Origin of the sequence: Streptomyces sp. NPDC085524, from assembly GCF_044541755.1 — a bacterium.
Lineage (GTDB): Bacteria > Actinomycetota > Actinomycetes > Streptomycetales > Streptomycetaceae > Streptomyces.
The window spans coordinates 58810-81554 of sequence record NZ_JBITTH010000012.1 but is presented as its reverse complement, the minus strand read 5'-3'; the positions used below and the strand labels follow the sequence as shown (position 1 = coordinate 81554).

The 22745-nt window shown below is 73.5% G+C and carries 21 protein-coding genes; 14 read left to right on the top strand and 7 right to left on the bottom strand.

Features of this window, described 5'->3' with window-relative positions; genetic code table 11:
- Positions 1-64: 64 nt before the first annotated feature.
- Positions 65-778 carry a hypothetical protein gene (locus ACIGFK_RS20100; protein WP_386465545.1) on the bottom strand — a complete coding sequence of 238 codons (714 nt, stop codon included), beginning with the start codon at positions 776-778 and terminating at the stop codon, positions 65-67.
- 178 nt (positions 779-956) lie between these two features.
- Between ACIGFK_RS20100 and ACIGFK_RS20095 the strand changes: the two genes are divergently transcribed.
- The 3 genes from ACIGFK_RS20095 (at position 957) to ACIGFK_RS20085 (ending at position 4877) form a co-directional block, all read left to right on the top strand.
- Positions 957-1856 (top strand): alpha/beta fold hydrolase, encoded by a 900-nt coding sequence (locus tag ACIGFK_RS20095; RefSeq protein WP_386465542.1) that lies wholly within the window; start codon positions 957-959, stop codon positions 1854-1856.
- 89 nt (positions 1857-1945) lie between these two features.
- Positions 1946-2365 carry a VOC family protein gene (locus ACIGFK_RS20090; protein WP_386465539.1) on the top strand — a complete coding sequence of 140 codons (420 nt, stop codon included), beginning with the start codon at positions 1946-1948 and terminating at the stop codon, positions 2363-2365.
- A gap of 106 nt (positions 2366-2471) precedes the next feature.
- A complete protein-coding gene (locus tag ACIGFK_RS20085; RefSeq protein WP_386465537.1) occupies positions 2472-4877 on the top strand; it encodes an ATP-binding cassette domain-containing protein in 2406 nt (801 codons plus the stop codon).
- A gap of 22 nt (positions 4878-4899) precedes the next feature.
- On the opposite strand, the gene ACIGFK_RS20080 is transcribed toward ACIGFK_RS20085, so the two are convergent.
- Complete coding sequence (locus tag ACIGFK_RS20080) at positions 4900-5934, bottom strand: saccharopine dehydrogenase family protein (protein ID WP_376656061.1); 1035 nt, start codon at positions 5932-5934, stop codon at positions 4900-4902.
- Between the two features lie 101 nt (positions 5935-6035).
- On the opposite strand from ACIGFK_RS20080, the gene ACIGFK_RS20075 reads away from it, so the two are divergent.
- Positions 6036-6989: a helix-turn-helix domain-containing protein gene (locus tag ACIGFK_RS20075; protein WP_400052943.1), complete on the top strand. Its 954-nt coding sequence runs from the start codon at positions 6036-6038 to the stop codon at positions 6987-6989.
- Positions 6990-7049: 60 nt separating this feature from the next.
- Positions 7050-8102: an alpha/beta hydrolase gene (locus ACIGFK_RS20070; protein WP_400052941.1), complete on the top strand. Its 1053-nt coding sequence runs from the start codon at positions 7050-7052 to the stop codon at positions 8100-8102.
- 117 nt (positions 8103-8219) lie between these two features.
- Here ACIGFK_RS20070 and ACIGFK_RS20065 read toward each other — a convergent pair whose 3' ends face one another.
- A complete protein-coding gene (locus ACIGFK_RS20065; RefSeq protein ID WP_400052939.1) occupies positions 8220-8555 on the bottom strand; it encodes a hypothetical protein in 336 nt (111 codons plus the stop codon).
- Between the two features lie 415 nt (positions 8556-8970).
- On the opposite strand from ACIGFK_RS20065, the gene ACIGFK_RS20060 reads away from it, so the two are divergent.
- The gene (locus tag ACIGFK_RS20060) at positions 8971-9705 is read left to right on the top strand and encodes an SOS response-associated peptidase (RefSeq protein WP_376656065.1); all 735 of its coding nucleotides are present in this window, start codon (positions 8971-8973) and stop codon (positions 9703-9705) included.
- Between the two features lie 25 nt (positions 9706-9730).
- Here the strand turns inward: ACIGFK_RS20060 and ACIGFK_RS20055 are convergent, their stop codons facing one another.
- Positions 9731-10192, bottom strand: coding sequence for a GNAT family N-acetyltransferase (locus tag ACIGFK_RS20055; RefSeq protein WP_400053065.1), 462 nt, complete (start codon positions 10190-10192; stop codon positions 9731-9733).
- A gap of 210 nt (positions 10193-10402) precedes the next feature.
- Here ACIGFK_RS20055 and ACIGFK_RS20050 point away from each other — a divergent pair, with 210 nt between their 5' ends.
- Positions 10403-12388, top strand: a complete 1986-nt coding sequence (locus tag ACIGFK_RS20050; protein WP_400052937.1) for a PE-PGRS family protein — start codon at positions 10403-10405, stop codon at positions 12386-12388.
- Here ACIGFK_RS20050 and ACIGFK_RS20045 read toward each other — a convergent pair.
- Complete coding sequence (locus tag ACIGFK_RS20045) at positions 12385-13584, bottom strand: erythromycin esterase family protein (protein WP_400052935.1); 1200 nt, start codon at positions 13582-13584, stop codon at positions 12385-12387. The genes ACIGFK_RS20050 and ACIGFK_RS20045 overlap by 4 nt on opposite strands.
- Positions 13585-13653: 69 nt before the next feature.
- On the opposite strand from ACIGFK_RS20045, the gene ACIGFK_RS20040 reads away from it, so the two are divergent.
- From ACIGFK_RS20040 to ACIGFK_RS20010, 7 genes are all read left to right on the top strand, one after another.
- Complete coding sequence (locus tag ACIGFK_RS20040) at positions 13654-14388, top strand: TioE family transcriptional regulator (RefSeq protein ID WP_376656068.1); 735 nt, start codon at positions 13654-13656, stop codon at positions 14386-14388.
- A gap of 140 nt (positions 14389-14528) precedes the next feature.
- Complete coding sequence (gene rox, locus ACIGFK_RS20035) at positions 14529-15956, top strand: rifampin monooxygenase (RefSeq protein ID WP_386465525.1); 1428 nt, start codon at positions 14529-14531, stop codon at positions 15954-15956.
- A 131-nt stretch (positions 15957-16087) separates the two neighbouring features.
- Positions 16088-16870 (top strand): CoA transferase subunit A, encoded by a 783-nt coding sequence (locus tag ACIGFK_RS20030; protein WP_376656070.1) that lies wholly within the window; start codon positions 16088-16090, stop codon positions 16868-16870.
- Complete coding sequence (locus tag ACIGFK_RS20025; RefSeq protein ID WP_386465519.1) at positions 16870-17523, top strand: CoA transferase subunit B; 654 nt, start codon at positions 16870-16872, stop codon at positions 17521-17523. The genes ACIGFK_RS20030 and ACIGFK_RS20025 overlap by 1 nt, the downstream gene beginning before the upstream one ends.
- Positions 17524-17703: 180 nt before the next feature.
- Positions 17704-19218 (top strand): PHB depolymerase family esterase, encoded by a 1515-nt coding sequence (locus ACIGFK_RS20020; protein WP_400052932.1) that lies wholly within the window; start codon positions 17704-17706, stop codon positions 19216-19218.
- Between the two features lie 82 nt (positions 19219-19300).
- Positions 19301-20722, top strand: coding sequence for a tannase/feruloyl esterase family alpha/beta hydrolase (locus tag ACIGFK_RS20015; protein ID WP_400052930.1), 1422 nt, complete (start codon positions 19301-19303; stop codon positions 20720-20722).
- Positions 20723-20814: 92 nt separating this feature from the next.
- Positions 20815-21600, top strand: a complete 786-nt coding sequence (locus tag ACIGFK_RS20010; protein WP_376656074.1) for a 3-hydroxybutyrate dehydrogenase — start codon at positions 20815-20817, stop codon at positions 21598-21600.
- Positions 21601-21612: 12 nt separating this feature from the next.
- Here the strand turns inward: ACIGFK_RS20010 and ACIGFK_RS20005 are convergent, their stop codons facing one another.
- Together ACIGFK_RS20005 and ACIGFK_RS20000 are read right to left on the bottom strand one after the other, a co-directional pair.
- Positions 21613-21735 carry a hypothetical protein gene (locus ACIGFK_RS20005; protein WP_376656075.1) on the bottom strand — a complete coding sequence of 41 codons (123 nt, stop codon included), beginning with the start codon at positions 21733-21735 and terminating at the stop codon, positions 21613-21615.
- An 85-nt stretch (positions 21736-21820) separates the two neighbouring features.
- A complete protein-coding gene (locus tag ACIGFK_RS20000) occupies positions 21821-22696 on the bottom strand; it encodes a helix-turn-helix domain-containing protein (protein WP_400052928.1) in 876 nt (291 codons plus the stop codon).
- Positions 22697-22745 lie beyond the last annotated feature (49 nt).

Genomic DNA, 22745 nt, shown 5'->3' with positions numbered 1-22745 from the left:
GCAGCCCGTGAACGCGCCGGGGCCGGCACATCCGAGGGGGGATGCGCCGGCCCCGGCGTCATGCTCACGAGACGGCGTACCACTGGCTGGCCCAGCCCGTGTTGATGGTGCTGGTGGACTGTTCCGCGAGGTTGACCGTGCGCGGCAGCGAGGTCTGACCGGTCAGCACGGTGCTGTAGCGCAGCAGCGGCGGGGCCAGGCCCGCGTTGACCGAGATGCCTGCGCCCGTGGCCTTGAGGGTGAGCCCGTTGGTGGCCCAGTTGCCGTTGAGCAGCAGGGCGATGAAGTACGTGCCGGGGGCGGCCGTGAACGGCTTGGTGAGGGCGAACGGCTTGGCGATCGCGTCGGTCATCAGCTGGGGCGAGACGTCCTCGGTGGTCCCGACCAGAGCGCCGTTGGCGTCGTACACCCCGAGGTAGCAGTTCGCGAGCTGGGCGTTCGGGTCGATGCCGGCCAGGCCCAGCCAGATGTTCGACCAGGTGATCTGCTCGCGCAGGACGATCCGTACCAGGGTGACCCGCCCGCCGACGCCCGCGGCCGACTGGGCGGTGACGTGCCCCGCGTCGTTGGGGTCGCCCGTCCACGCCAGCAGGTTCTGGTCCTGGGGCCTGGGCCCGTCGAAACCGGCCCCGCCGCCCGGGGCGGGCGCGGACGCGGGAGCCGAGGAGGCCGCCGCCCCGCGCTGTGCCCCGCCGGGAGCGGTGCACCCGCCCAGGATCAGCATCGTTGCGAGCGCGGCAACGAGGCCGGTCGTGGCAGTGGTGGTGCGGGTGCGCATGGTCCCCCCATGAGGTGCGGATGTGCCGACGGGACATCGTCACACGAACGGCCGGTGTGATCGTCGCCGGGCGGATCCCGAAGATCTTCGAGCGGGACCGATGAGTTCCGGTGGCGGCGTCGGTCCATCCCTGTGACGAGCGACGAACGACGTTCGCGGACCCACCGAGGAGACCGACATGGCCGACATCACCGACATCGAGACCGAGACCCGGACCCTGGACGCCGTCGGGGCCGGGATCACCTACGACGTCCGCAGCCCCGCGGGCGCCGCCGGACCGGCCGGCGTCCCCGCGCTGCTGCTGGTCGGCTCGCCGATGGACGCGACCGGGTTCGCCACCCTGGCCTCCTACTTCACCGACCGCACGGTGGTCACCTACGACCCGCGGGGAGTGGGCCGCAGCCCCCGCACCGACGGCGCGCCGGAGAACACGCCCGAGGAGCACGCCGACGACCTGCGACGCGTGATCGAGGCCCTCGGCACCGGGCCGGTGGACGTCTTCGCGAGCAGCGGCGGCGCCGTCAACGCGCTCGCCCTCGTCGAGCGGCACGGGCCCCTGGTGCGCACGCTCGTCGCGCACGAACCGCCCCTGGCGCAGGTGCTCCCGGACCGCGAGGTGGTGCTGGAGGTCTGCGCGGACATCCACGCGACCTACCTGCGCGAGGGCACGGGGCCCGCGATGGTCAAGTTCTTCTCCGTGGTGGCCCGCAAGGGGCCCTTCCCTGCGGACTGGGCCGACGAGCCGCTCCCGTCGCCCGCCCAGTTCGGGCTGCCGACCGAGGACGACGGCACGCGGGACGACGCCCTCCTGGGACAGAACATGCGGACCTGCACCGGCCACCGGCCCGACTTCGGCGCGCTGCGCGCCGCGCCGACACGCATCGTCATCGCGGCCGGCAAGGAATCCGAGGGGGAGTTCCCCGCCCGCGCCGCGGCGGAGACCGCCGCCTCGCTCGGCACCGTGCTGAGCGTGTTCCCCAGCCACCACGGTGGATTCCTGGGCGGCGAGTACGGCCGGGAGGGCGCCCCCGAGGAGTTCGCGCAGGCCCTGCGGGAGGCACTCCGTACCGGCGAATGATCCGTCCGCCGGGCGTCGGCCGTGCCTCCGGCGGAACCGATCAGGATTGGAGAAGCCCCGGTCACGGGGGCGCGGCTAGCGTGAGGGACATGGACAACACAGACATCACCGTTCACTGGACCTTCCTCCCGCACACCGACCCCGATGCCTCCCTGGCCTTCTACCGAGACATCCTGGGCTTCGAGGTCCGCAATGACGTCGGGCAGGGTGCGATGCGCTGGATCACGGTCGGCCCCGCCGGCCGGCCCGGCACCTCGATCGTGCTGGAGCCGCCGGCCGCCGACCCCGGGATCACCGAGGACGAGCGCCGTACCGTCGCCGAGATGATGGCCAAGGGGACCTACGCCCGCATCGTCCTCGGCACCACCGACCTCGACGGCACCTTCGAGCGGCTGAAGGCCGGGGGAGCGGAGTTCGTGCAGGAGCCCGCCGAGCAGCCCTACGGCGCACGCGACTGTGCCTTCCGCGATCCCGCAGGCAACTTGATCCGGATCAACGAGCTGAGCTGAGCCCGGAGCTGATTAGATCGAACAGATCATCCTCAACCGATCGTTCGCCACTGATCCTTCGCAACAGGTCCGGCACGGCAGAGTCCAGCGCAGAGACGGAGACACGATGAGCAAGGCCACGAGGACGGACAGGCAGCCGCCCGCGCCGCACGTTGCCGACAGCCACGACTTGATCCGCGTGCACGGTGCGCGCGAGAACAACCTCAAGGACGTCAGCATCGAGATCCCGAAGCGGCGGCTGACGGTGTTCACCGGCGTGTCCGGCTCGGGCAAGAGCTCGCTGGTGTTCGACACGATCGCCGCGGAGTCGCAGCGGCTGATCAACGAGACCTACAGCGCCTTCGTACAGGGCTTCATGCCCACCCTGGCCCGGCCCGAGGTCGACGTCCTCGACGGACTGACCACCGTGATCACCGTCGACCAGCAGCGGATGGGCGCCGACCCGCGTTCCACGGTCGGCACCGCCACCGACGCCAACGCGATGCTGCGCATCCTCTTCAGCCGCCTCGGGCAGCCGCACATCGGCTCGCCGAAGGCGTTCTCCTTCAACGTCGCATCGATCAGCGGGGCCGGCGCCGTCACCGTCGAGCGCGCCGGGCAGAAGGTGAAGGAGCGCCGCAGCTTCAGCATCACCGGCGGCATGTGCCCGCGCTGCGAAGGCCGGGGCTCGGTCACCGATCTCGACCTCACCCAGCTCTACGACGACTCCAAGTCGCTCGCGGAAGGCGCGATCACCGTCCCCGGCTACACGGGAGGCGGCTGGAACTCCCGGCTCTACAGCGAATCCGGCTTCTTCGACCCGGACAAGCCGATCCGCAAGTTCACCAAGAAGGAGCTGGCCGACTTCCTGCACCGCGAGCCGACCAGGATGAAGATCGCGGGCATCAACATGACCTACGAAGGTCTGATCCCGCGGATCCAGAAGTCGATGCTCGCCAAGGACAAGGAGGGCATGCAGCCGCACATCCGGGCGTTCGTCGACCGGGCGGTCACCTTCACCACCTGCCCCGCGTGCGAAGGCACCCGGCTCAGCGAGGGCGCCCGCTCCTCGAAGATCCAGGGGATCAGCATCGCCGACGCCTGCGCGATGCAGATCAGCGACCTGGCCGAATGGGTCCGCGGGGTCGAGGCCCCCTCGGTGGCGCCGCTGCTCGACGCCCTGCGGCACACCCTCGACTCGTTCACCGAGATCGGCCTGGGCTACCTCGCCCTCGACCGGCCGGCGGGCACGTTGTCGGGCGGCGAGGCGCAGCGCGTCAAGATGATCCGCCACCTCGGCTCCTCCCTCACCGACGTCACCTACGTGTTCGACGAGCCCACCACCGGCCTGCACCCGCACGACATCCAGCGGATGAACGACCTGCTGCTGCGCCTGCGGGACAAGGGCAACACCGTGCTCGTCGTGGAGCACAAGCCGCAGACGATCGCGATCGCCGACCACGTCGTCGACCTCGGCCCCGGCGCGGGTCAGGCGGGCGGCGCCGTCTGCTTCGAGGGCACCGTCGACGGGCTGCGCGCCGGTGACACCATCACCGGCCGCCACCTCGACGACCGGGCCGCCGTGAAGGAGAAGACGCGGACGGCCACCGGGACCCTGGAGATCCGCGGAGCGACGGCGCACAACCTGCGCGACGTCGACGTGGACGTCCCGCTCGGTGTGCTCTGCGTCGTCACGGGCGTTGCCGGCTCCGGCAAGAGCTCGCTCGTGCACGGCTCGCTGCCCCATCTTTCGGGGGCCGCCGGCGAAGGCGTGGTGTCGATCGACCAGGCCCCGATCCGCGGTTCGCGGCGGAGCAACCCGGCGACGTACACCGGACTCCTCGACCCGATCCGCAAGGCCTTCGCCAAGGCCAACGGCGTCAAGCCCGCCTTGTTCAGCGCCAACTCCGAGGGTGCCTGCCCCAATTGCAACGGCGCCGGGGTCGTCTACACCGACCTCGCGATCATGGCGGGCGTCGCCACCACCTGCGAGGAGTGCGAGGGCAAGAGGTTCGACGCCTCGGTGCTGGAGTACCACCTCGGCGGTCGGGACATCAGCGAGGTGCTCGCGATGCCGGTGGCCGAGGCCGTGGCCTTCTTCGGCGACGGCGAGGCGCGCACGCCGGCCGCCCACAAGATCCTCGAGCGGCTCGCCGACGTCGGGCTCGGCTACCTCAGCCTGGGCCAGCCGCTGACCACCCTGTCCGGCGGCGAGCGGCAGCGGCTCAAGCTGGCCACGCACATGGGCGACAAGGGAGGGGTCTACGTCCTGGACGAGCCGACCACGGGCCTCCACCTCGCCGACGTGGAGCAGCTGCTCGGCCTGCTCGACCGGCTGGTCGACGCCGGCAAGTCGGTGATCGTCGTGGAGCACCACCCGGCGGTCATGGCGCACGCCGACTGGATCATCGACCTCGGCCCCGGCGCCGGGCACGACGGCGGGCGGATCGTCTTCGAGGGCACCCCCGCCGACCTGGTCGCCGCCCGCTCCACCCTGACGGGCGAGCACCTGGCCGCGTACGTGGGAGGCTGAGGCCGCGGGTGCGCCGGTGCGGCTACCGGCGCAGATCGAGCGAAAGGTGCGCGGACAGCGAACCCAGGAACTCGGCTGCGTCGAAGGCCGCTCCGGCGGACACGACCCCGGCGGTCGTCGTGGTCCGCCCCGTCAGGACGCGGTGGACCGCCTCCACCGCGAGCGGCGCGCTGACGGCATAGATGTCCTGGCCGCTCGCCACGGCGCGCCGCTCCTCTCCGCCGGAGCGCACGAGGACGTCGACGAGGAAGGACTGCGCGGACCGGCCGCGCTCGTCGACCGCGGTCGGCGCCGGGGTGTCCGGCGCCGCCAGCTCGCCCGCCGCCTCGACCGTCATGTAGGTGCGCACCTCGGGAACGTCCAGGTGGCTGGGGACGGTGACGACGTCGGCCATGGTGAACCCGCCGATCACCTCACGGGCGCCCATCGGTTCGGGGAAGGCCCACTTCAGGGTCGGCAGCGCGTCGTCGTGGTACTCCAGCCGGCCGTGGCTGTAGCGGACGCGCCGGCCGTCGCGGCGCTCCCCGGAGACCTTGCCGGCGGCGCGGGTGCCGGCGGTCGGGTGCCAGCTGTTCAGCCCGTACGCGACGTGCACCTCGTCGGCCCGCGTCCAGTCGCCCATCGCCGCGGTGACCAGCAGGTCGCCGAGGCCGCCGAAGAAGGCCATCGCCGGGATCACCACCGTGCCGGCGGCCCGGGCGGGTTCCGTGAACTGCCCGAAGGTGTCGGCATTGGCCTCGATCTCGGCCGCCACGTCCACGTACGGGATCCCGGCGCGCAGGGCCGCCCCGATCACGGGGGCGCCGGTCGTGGCGAAGGGGCCGGCGGTGTTGATCACGGCGGCCGTTCCGGCCAGGGCCCGGTCGAGGGAGGCGGCGTCGTCGACCGAGGCCGGCCGGACCTCGAGCCCCGGGTGGGCGGCCGCGAGGGCCCGCAGCTTGTCCGCGTCGCGTCCGGACAGGACCGGGAGGAAGCCGCGCTCCAGCAACTCCGCCACCACGAAACGGCCGGTGTGCCCGTACGCGCCGAACACCGCAACCCTCTGACCTGCACTCATCAGCTTCTCCTGCGCTCTCGAACGTTCAACTACGAACAGCATGCGGGAGGTTGGCCACCGGCACGAGTGTCCGGAACGACATGGCCCGTACAATTCCGGACATGAAAACTGTCGCGCTGGCCGTCACCGACGGGATGCTGCACTTTGAACTGTCCCTGGCCTGCGAGGTCTTCGGCGCCGACCTGTCCCACGTGGCCGACCCCTGGTACGGCTTCTCCCTCTGCGGCCCGGGCGCCGTGCAGGTCGGCAGGTTCCGTATGGAGCCCGACAGCGGGCTCGACGGCCTCGCCTCCGCCGACCTGGTCATCGTCCCCGGCTGGGCCGACATCGACGTGGACCCGCCCACCGACCTGGTGGACGCGGTCCGTGCGGCCCACGAGGCGGGCGCGCGGGTGGCCTCCCTGTGCACGGGCGCCTTCGTCCTGGCCGCCGCGGGCCTGCTCGACGGCCGGCGCGCGACCACGCACTGGGCGCACACCCGCGCCCTGGCCGACCGCCATCCGCGGGTGGAGGTCGACCCGGACGTCCTCTACGTGGACAACGGCAGCGTGCTCACCTCCGCGGGCAAGGCCGCCGCCATGGACCTGTGCCTGCACCTGGTCCGCCTCGACCACGGCTCGGCGGTCGCCAACACCGTCGCCCGCCGCCTCGTCGTGCCCCCGCACCGGGCCGGCGGCCAGGCCCAGTTCGTCCCCGCACCGGTGCCCGCCCAGGACGACCATCCCCTCGCCCGGCTGTTCCCCTGGGCGATCGAACGCCTCGACCGGGCCCTGACCGTGGAGGACCTGGCCCGGCGCGCGAACATGAGCTCGCGCCACCTGAGCCGCCACTTCAGATCGGCCACCGGCACCACCCCGCTGCAGTGGCTGCTGACGCAGCGGATCCGGCGCGCCCAGGAGCTGCTGGAGACCACCGGCGACAGCATCGACGCCATCGCGGAAGCCACCGGGATGGGCACCGCCGCATCGCTGCGCCGCCACTTCAACCGCACCATCGGCGTGCCCCCGGACACCTACCGCCGCACCTTCCGCAGCGCACGGGCCGCCGGCGCCTGACGCACCGTCCCGAGGGCGCCGCCGCCGGGCCGGCTGCGGCGACGACTTATGGTGTGGGACATGAGCGGCCCCACCACGCCCCCGGAGCCCGGCGGCGTCCCGACTCCCCCTCCGGTACCCTCGCCGGCGCCCCCCTTCGACCCCGAACTGGCCGTCGTGCTGGCGGCCTTGGGTGAGGGGGCGAGGGAGCCGATCACCCCGGACAACCTCGGGGCCAGGCAGGAACGGGACGCCTCCGCCAGACCCAGGCCGACCGCCGAGGACCTGCGCGCCGACGGCCGTTTCGAGGTCACGGAGTTCCGGGTGCCCGGGCCGCCGCACGGGCCCGACGTCACCCTCGTGGGCGTGCGGCCGGCCGGACTCGCCGGGCCGCTGCCCCTGCTGTACTACATGCACGGCGGCGCCATGATCATGGGCAATGCGTGGTCCGTGCTGCCGCGGATCCTGCGCGAATGGGCCCTCCCGCTGGGCCTGGCCGTCCTCTCGGTCGAGTACCGGCTCGCGCCGCGCACCGAGTACCCCGGACCGCTGGAGGACTGCCATGCCGGGCTCGTCTGGGCGGCCGGACACGCGGCCGAACTGGGCATCGACCCCGACCGCATCGTGATCGGGGGCAAGAGCGCGGGCGGCGGTCTCGCCGCGGCGCTCGCCCTGCTGGCCCGCGACCGCGGCGGCCCCGCGGCCCTCGGGCAGCTGCTGCTCTCCCCGATGCTCGACGACCGCGGCCGTACGTTCTCCAGCCACCAGATGTCCGGCCTCGGAATGTGGGACCTCACCTCGCACGACACCGCCTGGAAGGCGCTGCTGGGCGACCGCCACGGCGCTGCGGACCTGTCGCCCTACGCGGCCCCCGCCCGGGCCACCGACCTCTCCCGGCTTCCTCCCGCCTACATCGACACCGGGTCGGCCGAGATGTTCCGGGACGAGAACGTGGCGTACGCGAACGCGATCTGGCAGGCCGGCGGCCAGGCCGAACTGCACGTGTGGCCCGGTGCCTGCCACGGCTTCGACGGCTTGGCGCCGCACGCGGTCCTGACCCGGGACGCGCGCGCGGCCAGGACCCGGTGGCTCCGGCGGCTCCTGGCGCAGCCGGGAGACGGCCCGGCCGTATGAGCCTTCGTGCGCAGCCGGCCCACCGGCCGTCGCCGGGGTGACCTGGTGGCCGAACTGTGCCGCGCCGAGCCCCCTGGCCATCCCCGGGTCCTGATGCGGTTCGGCCTGGGCTGAGGGTCAGGCGGAGGTGCTCAGGTCGCCGGTCTGCGCGGCCTCCGTGGCGTGCGAGGCGGCGTCCGTGGCCTCCGTGGTCCGCCCGGCGCCCGTGGCCTTCTCGGCCTCCGGGGTCCCCACGGCCTCCGGGGTCTCCACGGCCCGCGCGGTCTGCGCCTCCTCCGACGCCTCCGCGGGCGGCGCCTTCGCGGGGCCGGCGACGGGCCCTTCCAGCGCCGACGCCATCGCCCGCTGGCGGCGGATGCGGCGGCCGCGCACGGCGGCGTACAGGGCGGCGGTCATGATGCCGGCGGCGCACCAGGCGCCGAGGACCACGGAGATCGTGGTGAGCACGGCCACGAGGGCTCCTCGGGGTGTGAGTGGGCTGAAACGCGGGACGGAATCGGCAGCGGTGTCGGCCGCTGTGCAGGGAGAACGAGCGGCAGGGCGTTCGCGGTTCGGCGGGGAACCCCTGGAGCGGGAGTGAACCCGGTATGTCGCACGCCGGGTTCCTGCCGCTGACGCCCCACTCGCGCCGGGGAATGCCGTACGACTGCGTCATGGCTCACGACGGACCGCCTTCGGGCAACGACCGTGACCAGTACCGCCACTCCGGGCGAGGCGGTGCTTGCTCACCGTGACCGACGTGTACCCCGGGGGCGGGCACTTCACGCCCGGACCGGCCGCCGCGTCCGTGCGGGCCGCTCCCTTCCGGCCGCGGCCCGGACTGGTGTGTTTCGGCCCGTTTCCCCCGGAGGGGTGGCAGGGTGGAGGCATGTGCGGTCGATATGCCTCCTCCCGGGCCCCGGAGGACCTCGCGGGCCTCTTCGACGCCGAGCGGGATCCCGCCGCCGCGGAACTCGGGCCCTCGTGGAACGTGGCCCCGACGGATGACGTGTGGGCCGTCCTCGAGCGGGCCGACCGCACCACCGGGGAGGTGGCCCGGCGGCTGCGGCCGGTGCGGTGGGGGCTGGTCCCCTCCTGGGCGAAGGACCCCGCGGTCGGCTCGCGGATGATCAACGCGCGGGTGGAGACGGTGCACGAGAAGCCAGCGTACCGGCGCGCGTTCACCCGGCGCCGGTGCCTGCTGCCCGCCGACGGCTTCTACGAATGGGTCGCCGTGCCCGCCACCGGCGCGGCCAAGGCGTACAAGCAGCCGTACTTCATCCGCCCCGACGACGCGGGGGTGATGGCCATGGCGGGGCTGTACGAGTTCTGGCGCGACCCGGCCGTGAAGGACGACGACGACCCGGCGGCCTGGCTGACCACGGCCACCATCATCACCACCGAGGCCACCGACGCGGCCGGCCGCGTCCACCCCCGCATGCCGCTGGCGCTCGACCCGGGGGACTACGACACCTGGCTCGATCCCGCCCACCAGGACACGGCGGACCTCCGCGCGCTCCTCCACACCCCGGCCGGAGGCCGTCTCGCCGTCACTGCGGTCTCGACGGCGGTCAACAGCGTCCGCAACAACGGCCCCCAGCTCCTGGAGCCCGCCGCCCCCTGACCCCGCTCGCCGGCCCCGCCCGCCGTCAGCCGACCCGCCGGGCCAGCACCTGCCCCGGCCAGGCCCCGTCGAGGAAGGGATCGGTGCGGGTGAAGCCGTTGCGCTCGTCGTACGCGACCAGCTCGCCCCCGCCGCCCGCCCAGCAGTCGACCCGCAGCAGCCCCACCCCGGCGCGCCGGGTCTCGTCGACGGCGTGGGCGAGCAGCGCCGCCCCGACGCCCAGACCGGTGTACCGCCGGTCGGAGACCAGCAGCCGGACGTACCGCTCGGGTTCCCCGGCCGGCGCGATCGGCAGCTGCGGGCTGGGCCCGTCATCCAGGACGAGGGCTCCGACGGGGACTGCGTCCAGCTCCGCGACGTACGGGGTGTTCTCGGTCGTGTACCGCTCGACCCGCGCCGCGGCGCCGGGCTTCTGCGCATACGGTGTGGTGCCCCATTGCTCCGTGTTGCCCCGGCCGTTCATCCAGGCCACGGCCGCGTCGAGCATGCCGAGAACGGCCGGTGCGTCGGCCGGGCCGCCCGGTCTGATCCGTATGCGATGGCCTTCGCGACTGCGGTGTGTGGTGTCGTCGTTCACGTCGGCAGGGTACGCAGACGCCGGGCGGCGGTTCGCGCCCGGTGCGGGACCGGCCGCATGGTCCCCGAAGGCTCCGGGAGATGATGACGGGACGCACGAGGGGGAGGGGACGCGGCGGACGTGAACGACGACAGGCTGCGCAATGAGGAGAGCTACGAGGCGCTGCTGGCCCTGATGGGGCTCGAGCCCCTGGGCACGTGGTGGGTTCCGGGGATCCGGAAGGCCGCCACGGCGGGACGGCTGCTGGCCGCGGCGGACACCGACGGCGAACCGGCCGTCGGCCCGGCCGAGGCGGCCGGACTCGTGCTCGGCGGCGGCCGCGAGTGCCTGCTCGCGTTCGCCGGGCCCCACGCCCCGCGCGGTCGCACGGGCGGTGGGTGGCGGCGGGTCCGGATCCTCGCGGACGACCCGGTCCAGGCCCTCACCGGGCTGCTCGACGGGGCGGACCCCGACCCGCGCGGGCTGCTGCTCGCAGCCCTGGACGGCGAGACCTTCGCAGGCACGGTGCCCGGCGCGGCCGCAGCCCCACGACTGCTCGCCCTGACCGGGGTCGGCGCGAGGATCGACGCGGCGGCCGAGGCCGCGGCCGCGGAGAGCGCCGAGGAGGCCGCGGCGGTCTGGGCCGGGTTCCTGGCCGCACCCGACCCGGGGCCGGCCGTCCTCGAAGCCTGGGCCGACGGCCTCGTCGGGAACCCGCACACCCCGGAGGACATCCGGCTCGAAGTGATCCGCCGCTCCCCGAAGCAGCTGGTGCGCCTCCCGCCGGACGAGCTCGTGCAGGTCGCTCTGACGCACCCGGACCCGAAGGTCAGGCTCCACGCCGTCGAGCTGTGGGCGCCCCTGACCCCGGCCCACTGGACCCGGCTGTTCCGCACGGCCGGCACCGAACGGGAACGGTGGATCCTCGCCCTGCTCGCCGCCGAACAACGGGCCGTCCTGGAGGAGGAGGCGTACGCCCTGCTGGTGGCCGATCCGTCCACCCGCGTCCGGGCCGAGGCCGCCACGCTGACCGGCCTGCCCCCGCGGCACGCCGTCGCCCTGACGGAGGACCCCAACCCCGGAGTCCGGGCGTCGGCCTGCTGGTCGGCCTGGCCGGCCCTCCCGGCCGGGCGGCGTGGGGCCCTGCTCGCCGACGAGGCCGCCGGCGTACGAAAGCAGGCGCTGCTGCGGCACCACCAGGACGAGCCGCTCCCGCGGGGGGTCTACGTACGCGAGGAGCTGGGGGAGTACGCCGTGGAGCACTGCCGGCTCGCCCCCGACCTCGTCGAACACCTCCTCGCGACCGGGGACGCGCGCCGGCGCACGGCGCTCGCCGCCAACCCCCGCCTCGACGCGCGGTCGGTGGCCCGGCTGGCCCGGGACACCGACCACGGAGTCCGGCACGCGGTCTCCGTCCGCCCGGATCTCACCGAGGAGCAGCGGGCCGCGATCCCCCTGGACATCGGTCCCGGCGACCACTCCGACACCCTGCCCTGGGTCACGGACCTGCACGACGACCCGGAGGCCATGCGGCGCCTCGCCTCCTCCTCCCACGCCCTCGTGCGCCGGAGCGTGGCCCGGGCCCGGCGGCTCCCGCCGGACGTGGTCCGGCGCCTGGCCTGGGACCCGGACCGGATCGTGCAGCTGTTCCTCGCCGAGTCCTGCGACGACGCCCCCGCCGAGATGCTGCTGCGGGTGTGGACCTGGTGGACGGGGAGCCTGTCCAAGCCGGGGCGCCCCCGCACGCACCCCAACTTCCCCCGAGAAGGCCTGCTCCGGTACGCGGACGACCCCCACGGCCGGATGCGCCGGCTCGCCCTGGACGACCCGCTCGCACCCGCCGGACTCGTCGCCCGGTTCGCCGCGGACCGTGACCCGGAGGTGCGCCGCCGGGCCGCCGAGGACCCTCGCCTGCCCGTCGCCGATGCGGTCCGCATGACCGAGGACCCGGACGACTCCATACGCGGGATCGTCCTGCAGCTGCGGTACCTTCCGGCGAGCGTGCTCGTGGCGCGGCTGCGCGACCCCGACACGGCCCGGGCCGCCTCCTGCAATCCGGGCATCCCCTCGCACGTGATCCGCAGCATGGCGGCGCGGGCCATGCGCGACCCGGACGGGACGGACTAGAGCTGCGGGAGGTCCTTGACGAAGACGATCCCGTCGCTGCCCGCCAAATGCGCGGGGTCGAAGGGGGCGTAGCCGAACCACGGGGAGACGCGGGCGGCGGGCCGTGCGTCCCCGAGGACGGCGGACAGCCTGCGGGCGTCGACGACGCACCGGTCCGCCGGGAGCGCGTACAAGAGCCCTTCGAGGGTGTCCGGGGGCGGTGCGTCCACTCCCCGGTGCCGGATCGTGCCGAGGGCCGTGGCCACGAAGGCGTACTCGTCCCCGAGATGCGCGTGCGCGACGGCCCCGGCGCTCCACCACTCCAGCGGGATCTCGCCCAGCCGCATGCTGCTCTTCTCCCGCTGGAGATGGGAGTTGTGGGCATGGACGAGTACCGGGCCCCGGGCGGCGAGGGCGAGGAGGTTGCCGGCCATCATCCGACCCCGCAGGCCGACGAGCCGCCCCAGGCGGGCCGGTGAGGCGTCGGCCATCCAATGGTGGTAGCGCAGCAGGCCGGTTGCGGTGCGCCCGTACAGGCACGCCCGGTCCCAGTCGTCCCGCGACGCCGCCAGCAGGTGCGGCGTCTGCTCGTCGAGCAGCGCCACCAGATCGTCGGCGAGCAGCCGCAGCTCCGCCGCCTCGGGCGACTGCCCGGCGGACCGGGCCGGGTCCATCATCGCCGCGGGCTCGGTCCACCGGCCGTCGGGGCCGAGCAGGCGGTCGAGGGTGTCCGCGGTGCAGGGGAGCAGCCCCGGCTCGACCCGGGCGGCGAGGTAGCCGTGGAGTGCGGTGAGGGCCTGCCGGGGACTCGCCGCGCCGGTCATCTCCAGCGGGCCGTCGACACCGGCGAAGCGGACCCGCTCGGAGGCGGAGCGGCCCTCGTTGTGGGCGCGCATCCAGCGCACCAGCTCGCGGTTGGCCGGGGAGGTGCCCCAGCCGTGGCTGATCCCGCGCTCCACGACCTCGTCGAGGGTGCCCGTGCCCGAGGTGACGTAGTCGTCCACGGCGAGGCCCGTCATGCAGTCGCTCTCGATCGCGATCGTCCGGTAGCCCTCCTCCTCGACGAGCTGCCGGAAGAGCGCGTTGCGCAGCTCGAGGAGGGTGTCCTCACCGTGCGTGGGCTCGCCGAGGGCGAGCACCCGGGGCCGGGCCGGGAGGAGCCCCGTGACGGAGCCGGCATCGAAGGGATGGACGGTGTCCTGGATGTCTTTGACCATGCCTTCAACGCTATCGTTGAACCTTCGGTTGAAACTTTTCACGTGCAGTGCACGACATCCTCGGGATTCATGGTGTCAAACCTTCAAAGCGGTGAACGGCTCCGGCCGGTCGATCTGGCGCGTCGGCACGGCCTGTCCACGCAGGCCGTCAGGAATTACGAAGAGGCCGGCATCCTCCCGGCCGCCGATCGCACCCCGAACGGCTACCGCACCTACACGCCGTTGCACGCACGGGCCCTGGACGCGTTCCTCGCCCTGGTCCCCGGCCACGGCCACCGCACGGCGACGTCGGTCCTGCAGGCCGTGAACCGGGGAGAGGCCGACGAGGCGCTCCGCCTCATCGACGAGAGCCACGCCCAGCTGCTCGACGACCGGCGGACCCTCCAGGCCGTGGAGCGGGCCCTGCGCGACCTGCCGCCCTCCACCGGGTCCGGACCCGGCACGGCGGTGGGCGGGCGCGGAGGCACCTTCGTCGGGCCGCTGGCGGCAGAGCTCGGGATCCGGCCCGCCACACTGCGCACATGGGAGCGCGCCGGGCTGGTGCACCCGCGGCGCGACCCGCTCACCGGCTACCGCGTGTACGACGAGGCCGACGTACGGGACGCCAGGCTGGCCCACCAGCTCAGGCGGGGCGGCCACCTGCTGGAGCAGATCGCCCCGCTGATCGCCCAGGTGCGGTCGGCGGGCGGGCTGGAGCCGTTGGAGGCCGTACTGGCGGGCTGGCGCGACCGGCTGTCCGCGCGCGGGCGGGCGATGCTGACCGGCGCCGCGGAGCTGGAGACGTACCTCCGCGAGCGGGACTGAGGCCGCAAAAAGACGAAGGCAAGGAGTTTCCCACTCCTTGCCACTATCAACCTATAGCGCACCGGGGGGCTTGTGGCAAGGCCCCCTTCGTGTCGCAGAATCGTCGGCCTCAACCGGAAACCTGCGGAAATGTGGTCTTGATGATTGACGTGATCGTTGTGGGCGCAGGCCCCACCGGCCTGATGCTCGCCGCCGAACTGCGGCTGCACGGCGTGCAGGTGGTCGTGCTGGAAAGGGACGCGGAGCCGACCCGGATCGTCCGCGCCCTCGGTCTGCACGCCCGCAGCATCGAGGTGATGGACCAGCGCGGTCTGCTGGACCGGTTCCTCGCGCTCGGCACGCAGTACCCCGTCGGAGGGTTCTTCGCCGGCATCCCCAAATCCGCGCCGGCCCACCTGGACACGGCGCACCCGTACACCCTCGGCATTCCGCAGCCCGTCACCGACCGCCTGCTGACCGAGCACGCCACCGGACTCGGGGCCGAGATCCGCCGCGGCAGCGAACTCGTCGCCGTGAGCCAGGACGAGCACGAAGTCACCGTGGAGCTGGCCGACGGCACACGGCTGCGCTCGCGCTACCTCGTCGGCTGCGACGGCGGCCGCAGCACGGTGCGCAAGCTGCTCGGCATCGGCTTCCCCGGCGAGCCCAGCCGGGTCGACACACTGCTGGCCGAGGTGGAGTTGACCGCATCGCCGGAGGAACTCGCCGCAGTGATGGCGGAAGTCCGCAAGACCCAGCTGCGGTTCGGAGCCATGCCCCTGGGCGACGGGCTGTACCGCGTCGTCGCGCCCGCCGAAGGGGTGGCGGAAGACCGTACCGTTCCGCCGACCCTGGACGAGCTGAAGCAGCAGCTGCGGGCCACCGGAGGGACCGACTTCGGTGTGCATTCGCCGCGCTGGCTGTCCCGCTTCGGCGACGCGACCCGGCTGGCCGAGCGCTACCGGTCCGGCCGGGTGCTGCTCGCCGGAGACGCGGCGCACATCCACTCACCGGCCGGCGGGCAGGGCCTCAACCTCGGTGTCCAGGACGCCTTCAACCTCGGATGGAAACTGGCCGCCGAGGTCGCCGGGTGGGCGCCGGACGGGCTGCTGGACAGCTACCACGCCGAACGGCACCCGGTGGGCGCGGCCGTCCTGGACAACACCCGCGCGCAATGGGAGCTGATGTCCCTCGAACCGGGACCGCAGGCCGTACGCCGGCTGCTCACGGAACTGATCGAATTCGAGGACGTGAACCGCTACCTGACGGAGAAGATCATCGCGGTCGGCGTCCGCTACGACTTCGGCGAGGGGCATGAACTGCTCGGGCGGCGGATGCGGGACGTCGAGCTGAAGCAGGGGCGCCTGTACGGCCTGATGCACGAAGGCCGCGGGCTGCTGCTCGACCGGACGGGCCGGCTCTCGGTGGAGGGGTGGTCCGACCGGGTCGACCACGTCGTCGACGGCAGCGAGGAACTGGACGTGCCCGCGGTGCTGTTGCGGCCCGACGGGCACGTGGCGTGGGCCGGTGAGGACCAGCAGGACCTGCTCGACCACCTGCCGAAGTGGTTCGGATCCGCCGCGTCCTGAGCGCACAGCGCTGGTTCTCCCCTCCACCGGAAGGTTCCGGGTTATGGGGAATTCCGCCATCGTGCCTCCCGCCACACCTTCCTAGGCTCGCCGGAGTCCGATTCCGCGAGGGCCAGGAAAGGGAGCGGTGGATGAGTGTGGACAAGGTGGTCGGGGACTCCGCCGAAGCGGTCGCCGACGTGGCGGAAGGCGCCTCCCTCGCGGTCGGGGGGTTCGGCCTGTGCGGGATTCCCGGGGTGCTGATCGAGGCCCTGCGGCAGCGCGGAACCGGCGGCCTGCACGTGGTCTCCAACAACTGCGGTGTGGACGACCGGGGTCTCGGGCTCCTGCTGAGGGACGGCCGGATCGCCCGGATGACCAGCTCGTACGTCGGCGAGAACAAGGAGTTCGCCCGGCAGTACCTCAGCGGCGAGCTGGAGGTGGAGCTGGTCCCGCAGGGGACCCTCGCGGAGCGGCTGCGGGCGGGCGGCGCCGGGATGCCCGCCTTCTACACGCCGGCCGGAGCCGGCACGCAGATCGCGGACGGCGGGCTGCCCTGGCGGTACCGCCCGGACGGCACGGTCGCCGTGGCCTCGCCGCCGAAGGAGACCCGGACGTTCGGTGGCCGCGAGTACCTCCTGGAGGAAGCCGTCACCACCGACTTCGCCCTCGTCCGGGCGGCCGTCGGCGACCGGCACGGCAACCTGGTCTTCCACGCCTCCGCACGCAACTTCAACCCCCTCGCCGCGATGGCCGGCCGCGTCACCGTCGCCGAGGTGGAGGAGCTCGTCGAACCGGGGGAGATCCCGCCCGACCGGGTCCACCTGCCCGGCATCTTCGTCCAGCGGGTCGTGCGCGTGGTCCCCGGCGATCCCGCGGCGGCCAAGCGCATCGAGCGGCGCACGACCCGTCCGCGACTCCAGGAGGCGTACTGATGGCCCTGACACGGGAGCAGATGGCGGCGAGGGCCGCCCGGGAACTGACCGCCGGCTCGTACGTCAACCTCGGCATCGGGCTGCCCACCCTGATCCCCGACCACCTGCCCGACGGCATCGAGGTGGTCCTCCACTCGGAGAACGGGATCCTCGGCGTCGGCCCCTACCCGGACGAGGAGCAGGTCGATCCTGATCTGATCAACGCGGGCAAGGAGACCGTGACCACCGTCCCCGGCGCCGCGTACTTCGATTCCGCTCTCTCCTTCGGCATGATCCGCGGCGGGCACATCGACGTGGCGGTGCTGGGCGCCATGCAGGTCTCCGCCTCCGGTGACCTCGCCAACTGGATGGTCCCGGGGAAGACGGTCAAGGGGATGGGCGGCGCCATGGACCTGGTGCACGGCGCCCGGCGGGTGATCGTGCTGATGGAGCACACGGCGCGGGACGGCTCCCACAAACTCGTGCCGCACTGCACCCTGCCGCTGACGGGCCGGGGCGTGGTGGACCGGGTCGTCACGGATCTCGCGGTGGTCGACGTCTCCGGTGACGGCCTGCTGCTGCGCGAACTCGCCCCCGGGGTGGGCGTGGACGAGGTCAGGGCCGCCACCGGCGCGGAACTGGCCGTCGCACGCGACCTGTCGGTCCGCACCTGACGCGGTCCGGGCCCACGGTGCGTTAGCAGGGCGGCCGTGGCCGGTCAACGGGGCACGGACCACAGCCGTTTCGGCGGGCTGTGGTGCGCAGCACCGTTCTGGGCCGGGGACCCCGGCTCCTACGGTTACCCGCACCCCAGCCCGTCCGGCCCCTGGCCGGTCAGCCGTACAGGAGCCGCCATGCCGCCCAGCGAAGCACCCCCTCGGCCGCCGTCCACCGGCCCGGCCCGTTCCGCGCGTACGGGGGGAAGCCGGCGCCGTGCGCTCGGCCGGACGGCCGCGGTCGCGGCCCTGCTGGCGGGGGCGGCGCTGTTCTCGCCCGCTCCCGCCGCACGGGCCGCCGTACCCCTCCAGAAGATCGGCGACTTCGGCACCAACCCCGGCGCACTGAACATGTACGTGTACCGGCCCGCCGCAATGCCGGCCGCACCGGCCGTGGTGGTGGCGCTGCACGGCTGCACCCAGAGCGCCCAGGTCTACGCCGACAACTCGGGGCTGACGGAATTCGCCGACCGGTACGGATTCCTGCTGGTCTTCCCCGAGACGACGGCCGCGAACAACAGCAGCCAGTGCTTCAACTGGTTCGAGCCCGGCGACACCGGGCGGGGCCGGGGCGAGGCCGCCTCGATCCGCCAGATGGTCACCCGGGCCGGGGCCGCCTACGGCGCCGACCCCGCACGCGTGTACATCACGGGGCTCTCGGCCGGCGGGGCCATGACCTCGGTGATGCTGGTCGCCTACCCCGAGGTGTTCGCGGCGGGCGCGGTCATCGCCGGAGTCCCCTACGCCTGCGCCGACTCCGTGGTCACGGCCTATTCCTGTATGAGCCCGGGCACCGACCGGGCGCCTTCGGCATGGGCCGGGAGCGTCCGCGACGCGAACCCCGGCTACGGCGGGCCCTGGCCGAGGGTCGCCATCTGGCACGGCGACGGCGACACCAAGGTCGTCCCGAGGAACGCGGACGAACTGCGCGACCAGTGGACGGCCGTCCACGGCCTGGACCAGAGCCCGGACCGCACCTCCACGATCGGGCCGGACAGCACCCGCAGGGAGCAGTACCTGGCGGCGGACGGCAGCGTCGCCGTCGAGGTGGACCGGGTCCCCTCCATCGCGCACGGGACCCCGGTGGACCCGGGCACCGGACCGCAGCAGTGCGGCTCGACGGGAACGGCCCACTTCATCCGCTCGATCTGCTCCAGCTACTGGATCACCGGCTTCTTCGGCCTGGACGGCTCCGCTCCCGCCCCGGGCGGCCCGCCCGCCCCCACGGGCCTCGCCGCCACCGCGGCCACCGACACCACCGTCACCCTCGGGTGGAACGCCGTCGGCGGGGCCGCCTCGTACGCCGTGTACCGCGACGGCGCCCGCATCGCGACCCCGGACGGATCCCCGTTCACCGACACCGGACTGGGCCCCGGCACCGGCCACTCCTACGCCGTGGCCGCCCGGGACGGCGCCGGGGTGGAGGGCCCGCGCTCGTCCGAGGTGCACGCCACCACCACGGGCGCCGCCCCCAAGTGCTGGACCGCGAACAACTACCAGCACGTCCAGGCCGGCCGCGCCACGACCTCCGGAGGCCACGTCTACGCCCAGGGCTCCCACCAGGACATGGGCCTCTACAACACCTTCGTCGTGCACACGCTGAAGGAGTCACCGGCCGGGCACTACGTCGTCGCCGACGGCACCTGCCCCTGACCCCTCCCCACGCGGCGCCGCCGCACCCGCCCGCCCCCCAGCCGCGCGTACGGCCCCGTACGCCCTTCCCCCGGAGGTATCCGTGCTCCTGCCCCGCACCACCACCCTGCGGAGGTCCGTCGCCGCCGCGGCGGCGCTTGTCACCCTCGCCGCCGTCCCCGCGGCCGCCGCCCAGGACCGCGGCGGCACCGGGGACGGTGCGGCGGCCGCCTGCGCGCGGCTCCAGTGGCTGAAGGTGCCCGGCGCCGAGCGCCAGGACAAGGCCTGCCTCGCCGAACTCACCACGGCCGGGACCGTTGCCTCCGGCCACACCGACCCGGCCGACTGGGCCGGACTGACCCCCGCAGGGATCTCCGTACCGAGCGGCGTCCCCGGAATCCAGATCGACGGCTACTTCCCGGACACCTCGACGACCAACACCAACCACGGCTGGCAGCACGACGCCCAGTTCGTCATCCGCCTGCCCGACCGGTGGAACGGCGGCCTGGTGGTGGCCGGTTCACCGGGTGTCCGGGAGCAGTACGCCAACGACCGGGCCATCGGGGACTGGGTGCTGGCCCGCGGGTACGCCTTCGCCTCGACCGACAAGGGCAACACCGGGGCCGCGTTCCACCGCGACGGCCGCGCACCCGGCGACGCGATCGCCGAATGGAACCGCCGCGTCACCCAGCTCACCCGCGCCGCCCGGGCCGTCGTCGCCCAGCGCTACGCGCGGCCCCCCGCACGCACGCTGGCCACCGGCATGTCCAACGGCGGATACCTGGTCCGCTGGCAGCTCGAGAACCATCCCGAACTCTACGACGGCGGTGTCGACTGGGAAGGCACGCTCTGGCGCGAGGAGGGGCCGAACCTGCTCGGCTTCCTGCCGCCCGCCCTCGCCGCGTACCCCGCCTACGCGGACGGCGGCGAGGGGGCCGGGGAGGCCCACCGGCGGATGACCGCCGCGGGCTTCCCCGCCGGCTCGGAGTTCCTGTGGCCCTTCCACCACCAGTACTACTGGGACCTCACCCAGCGCATCTACCGGGAGGAACTCGACCCGGACTACGACGGCGCGCTCGAGGCCGGCCTGCCCTTCTGCACGCCCGGAACCCCCGCCTGCGACGCGGACTACGACTACGCCTCCCGGGCCGGCGGAGTCCGGGAAGCGGTCTCGAAGATCGCCCTGACCGGCCGGATCGGCAAACCCCTCGTCACGGTGCACGGAACCCTCGACGTGCTCCTGCCCATCGGCCAGGACTCCGACGTCTACGCCCGGATGGTCGCCGACGCCGGCCGCGGCCGGCTCTTCCGCTACTACAGGGTCGAGGGCGGCACCCACGTCGACTCGCTGTTCGACGCCTTCCCCGACAGGCTCCGGCCCATCCTCCCGTGCCACCGCGCCGCCTTCACGGCCCTGGAGGACTGGATCGGCCGGGGCGTGCAGCCGCCGCCGGGCCACACGCTCCCCCGCCCCGCCTCCGCCGGCCCCGGGGAACTGCTGACGAGCTGTCCGCTCACCCCCTGAAGGCCACTGGTGGGCTCCACCACCTCGCCGGTCACGACTGTGGAGGGCAGACACATGGGAGCGCCGCCCGCAGGTCGCGCATGATTCCCGGCATGACTAGCGGAATCACACCCCCGTCCGGCGCAGCCGCAGACGTCGACCTCTCGGGCCGCACCGCCATGGTGACGGGCGCCGGCAGCGGGATCGGCCGGGCCTGCGCCCGGGCGCTCGCCGCCGCCGGCGCGCTCGTCCACGTGGTCGACCTCGACGCCGGGGCGGCGGAGTCGGTCGCCGGTTCCGTCGGGGGGCGCGCCCACGTGGTCGACCTCGCCGAGGGCGGGCTCGTGGCCGAACTCCCCACCGACATCGACATCCTGGTCAACAACGCGGGACTCCAGCACGTCGCACCCCTCGACGAGTTCCCCGTGGACCGGTTCGAGCTCCTCCAACGGGTCATGGTCCAGGCCCCGTTCCTGCTGATCCGCCGGAGCCTGCCGCACATGTACGCTCGCGGCTGGGGCCGCATCGTCAACATCTCCAGCGTGCACGGCCTGCGCGCCAGCGCCTTCAAGGCCGGATACGTCACCGCCAAGCACGCGGTCGAGGGGCTGAGCAAGGTCGCGGCCCTCGAAGGCGCCCCGCACGGCGTCACCAGCAACTGCGTGAACCCCGGTTACGTCCGCACACCTCTGGTGGAACGGCAGATCGCCGCCCAGGCCGCGGCCCACGGCATCGAACCGGAGCAGGTGGTCGGGGAGGTCATGCTCAGCCGCTCCTCGATCAAGCGGCTGATCGAACCGGAGGAGGTCGCCGACGTCGCCGTATGGCTCTGCGGCCCGCACACCGGCTACATTACCGGGACCTCCATCCCCGTCGACGGGGGCTGGAGCGCCGCCTGACCGCGGCGAACGTCAGAGGCCGTTCGCGTCACCGCCCTCGCGGCGCCGGCGGCGGCGTGCGCCGAGGGCACCCGCCAGGCCGATCAAGCCACCCGTGATGGCGCCGGACACGAGGATGCGCAGGAAGTTCTCCATCGGACGGTTTCCCCTCTGAGTCGGATTCACCGGGGACACTAGCGACGCGCGGACGGCCTGGCTTGGACAAATCTGCTCTCGCCCCTCACAGGGCGAGGGCTCCCTCCGCCAGCCGGGCGGTGGCCAGCCGGCCGGGGGTGGTGCCGGCCAGGGCGCGGAACTCGCGGTTGAGGTGGGCCTGGTCGTAGAAGCCGCACGCGGCGGTCACGTCGGTGGGGTTCAGGCCCTCCCGGGTGAGCAGTCCGACCGCCCGGTGGAAGCGCAGCACCCGCGCGGACATCTTCGGTGTCAGACCGACCTGTTCGGTGAAGCGGCGGACCAAGTGCCCCTGGCTCCAGCCCACTTCCGCCGCGATCCGGCCGACCGGGACCGCGCCGCCGGCCCGGGACAGCAGCCGCCAGGCCTGGCTCACCTCGGGCGCGGGACGCGGACCCTGCGCGAGCCGGGCAGACAAGGCGGTGTCGAGCAGGTCGAACCGGGCCGACCAGTCGGCGGTGGCAGTCAACTGCTCGACCAGCAGCGCGGATCCGGGGCCGAAGACGTCGCGCAGCTCGACCACCCGGTTGGTCAGCTCGCCCATCGGTACGGCGAACAGCCGATAGGCGCCCAGCGGGGTCAGCTCGAGCCGGATCGCCTCCTGTCCGCCGGGATGTTCACACACCCGGGACCCGTCCTCGAGGCCCGCGACCAGCGAGCCGGTCACCCGGCTGTCCGGGCCCGCCTCGCCCAGCCGCCGGATCCCGGCGAACGGCTCGCCCAGGCTGATCACCACGACCGCGCGGCCCGTGGGCACCAGCCGCACCCGGTAGGGCGAGGCCGCCGCCTCCCAGTAGCCGGCGTAACTGTGCAGGACCGGGCGCAGCTGGGAAGGCCAGGGCCGGGTGACCCGCCACCGGTCGCCCACCCGGGTCACTTCGAGTCCCCGCCCGGCCATCACGCCCGTCCTTGCGGCCACCGGCATGTCCCGCCCCCTCTCGCACCCGGCTCCTGCGACACGTCCCGGACCAGTA

What these genes read in the sequence shown, in the direction of transcription:
- ACIGFK_RS20100 (WP_386465545.1), bottom strand. Translation starts at nt 778, where the DNA reads ATGCGCACCCGCACCACCACTGCCACGACCGGCCTCGTTGCCGCGCTC.
- ACIGFK_RS20095 (WP_386465542.1), top strand. Translation starts at nt 957, where the DNA reads ATGGCCGACATCACCGACATCGAGACCGAGACCCGGACCCTGGACGCC.
- ACIGFK_RS20090 (WP_386465539.1), top strand. Translation starts at nt 1,946, where the DNA reads ATGGACAACACAGACATCACCGTTCACTGGACCTTCCTCCCGCACACC.
- ACIGFK_RS20085 (WP_386465537.1), top strand. Translation starts at nt 2,472, where the DNA reads ATGAGCAAGGCCACGAGGACGGACAGGCAGCCGCCCGCGCCGCACGTT.
- ACIGFK_RS20080 (WP_376656061.1), bottom strand. Translation starts at nt 5,934, where the DNA reads ATGAGTGCAGGTCAGAGGGTTGCGGTGTTCGGCGCGTACGGGCACACC.
- ACIGFK_RS20075 (WP_400052943.1), top strand. Translation starts at nt 6,036, where the DNA reads ATGAAAACTGTCGCGCTGGCCGTCACCGACGGGATGCTGCACTTTGAA.
- ACIGFK_RS20070 (WP_400052941.1), top strand. Translation starts at nt 7,050, where the DNA reads ATGAGCGGCCCCACCACGCCCCCGGAGCCCGGCGGCGTCCCGACTCCC.
- ACIGFK_RS20060 (WP_376656065.1), top strand. Translation starts at nt 8,971, where the DNA reads ATGTGCGGTCGATATGCCTCCTCCCGGGCCCCGGAGGACCTCGCGGGC.
- ACIGFK_RS20055 (WP_400053065.1), bottom strand. Translation starts at nt 10,192, where the DNA reads ATGCTCGACGCGGCCGTGGCCTGGATGAACGGCCGGGGCAACACGGAG.
- ACIGFK_RS20045 (WP_400052935.1), bottom strand. Translation starts at nt 13,584, where the DNA reads ATGGTCAAAGACATCCAGGACACCGTCCATCCCTTCGATGCCGGCTCC.
- ACIGFK_RS20040 (WP_376656068.1), top strand. Translation starts at nt 13,654, where the DNA reads ATGGTGTCAAACCTTCAAAGCGGTGAACGGCTCCGGCCGGTCGATCTG.
- rox (WP_386465525.1), top strand. Translation starts at nt 14,529, where the DNA reads ATGATTGACGTGATCGTTGTGGGCGCAGGCCCCACCGGCCTGATGCTC.
- ACIGFK_RS20030 (WP_376656070.1), top strand. Translation starts at nt 16,088, where the DNA reads ATGAGTGTGGACAAGGTGGTCGGGGACTCCGCCGAAGCGGTCGCCGAC.
- ACIGFK_RS20025 (WP_386465519.1), top strand. Translation starts at nt 16,870, where the DNA reads ATGGCCCTGACACGGGAGCAGATGGCGGCGAGGGCCGCCCGGGAACTG.
- ACIGFK_RS20020 (WP_400052932.1), top strand. Translation starts at nt 17,704, where the DNA reads ATGCCGCCCAGCGAAGCACCCCCTCGGCCGCCGTCCACCGGCCCGGCC.
- ACIGFK_RS20010 (WP_376656074.1), top strand. Translation starts at nt 20,815, where the DNA reads ATGACTAGCGGAATCACACCCCCGTCCGGCGCAGCCGCAGACGTCGAC.
- ACIGFK_RS20005 (WP_376656075.1), bottom strand. Translation starts at nt 21,735, where the DNA reads ATGGAGAACTTCCTGCGCATCCTCGTGTCCGGCGCCATCACGGGTGGC.
- ACIGFK_RS20000 (WP_400052928.1), bottom strand. Translation starts at nt 22,696, where the DNA reads ATGCCGGTGGCCGCAAGGACGGGCGTGATGGCCGGGCGGGGACTCGAA.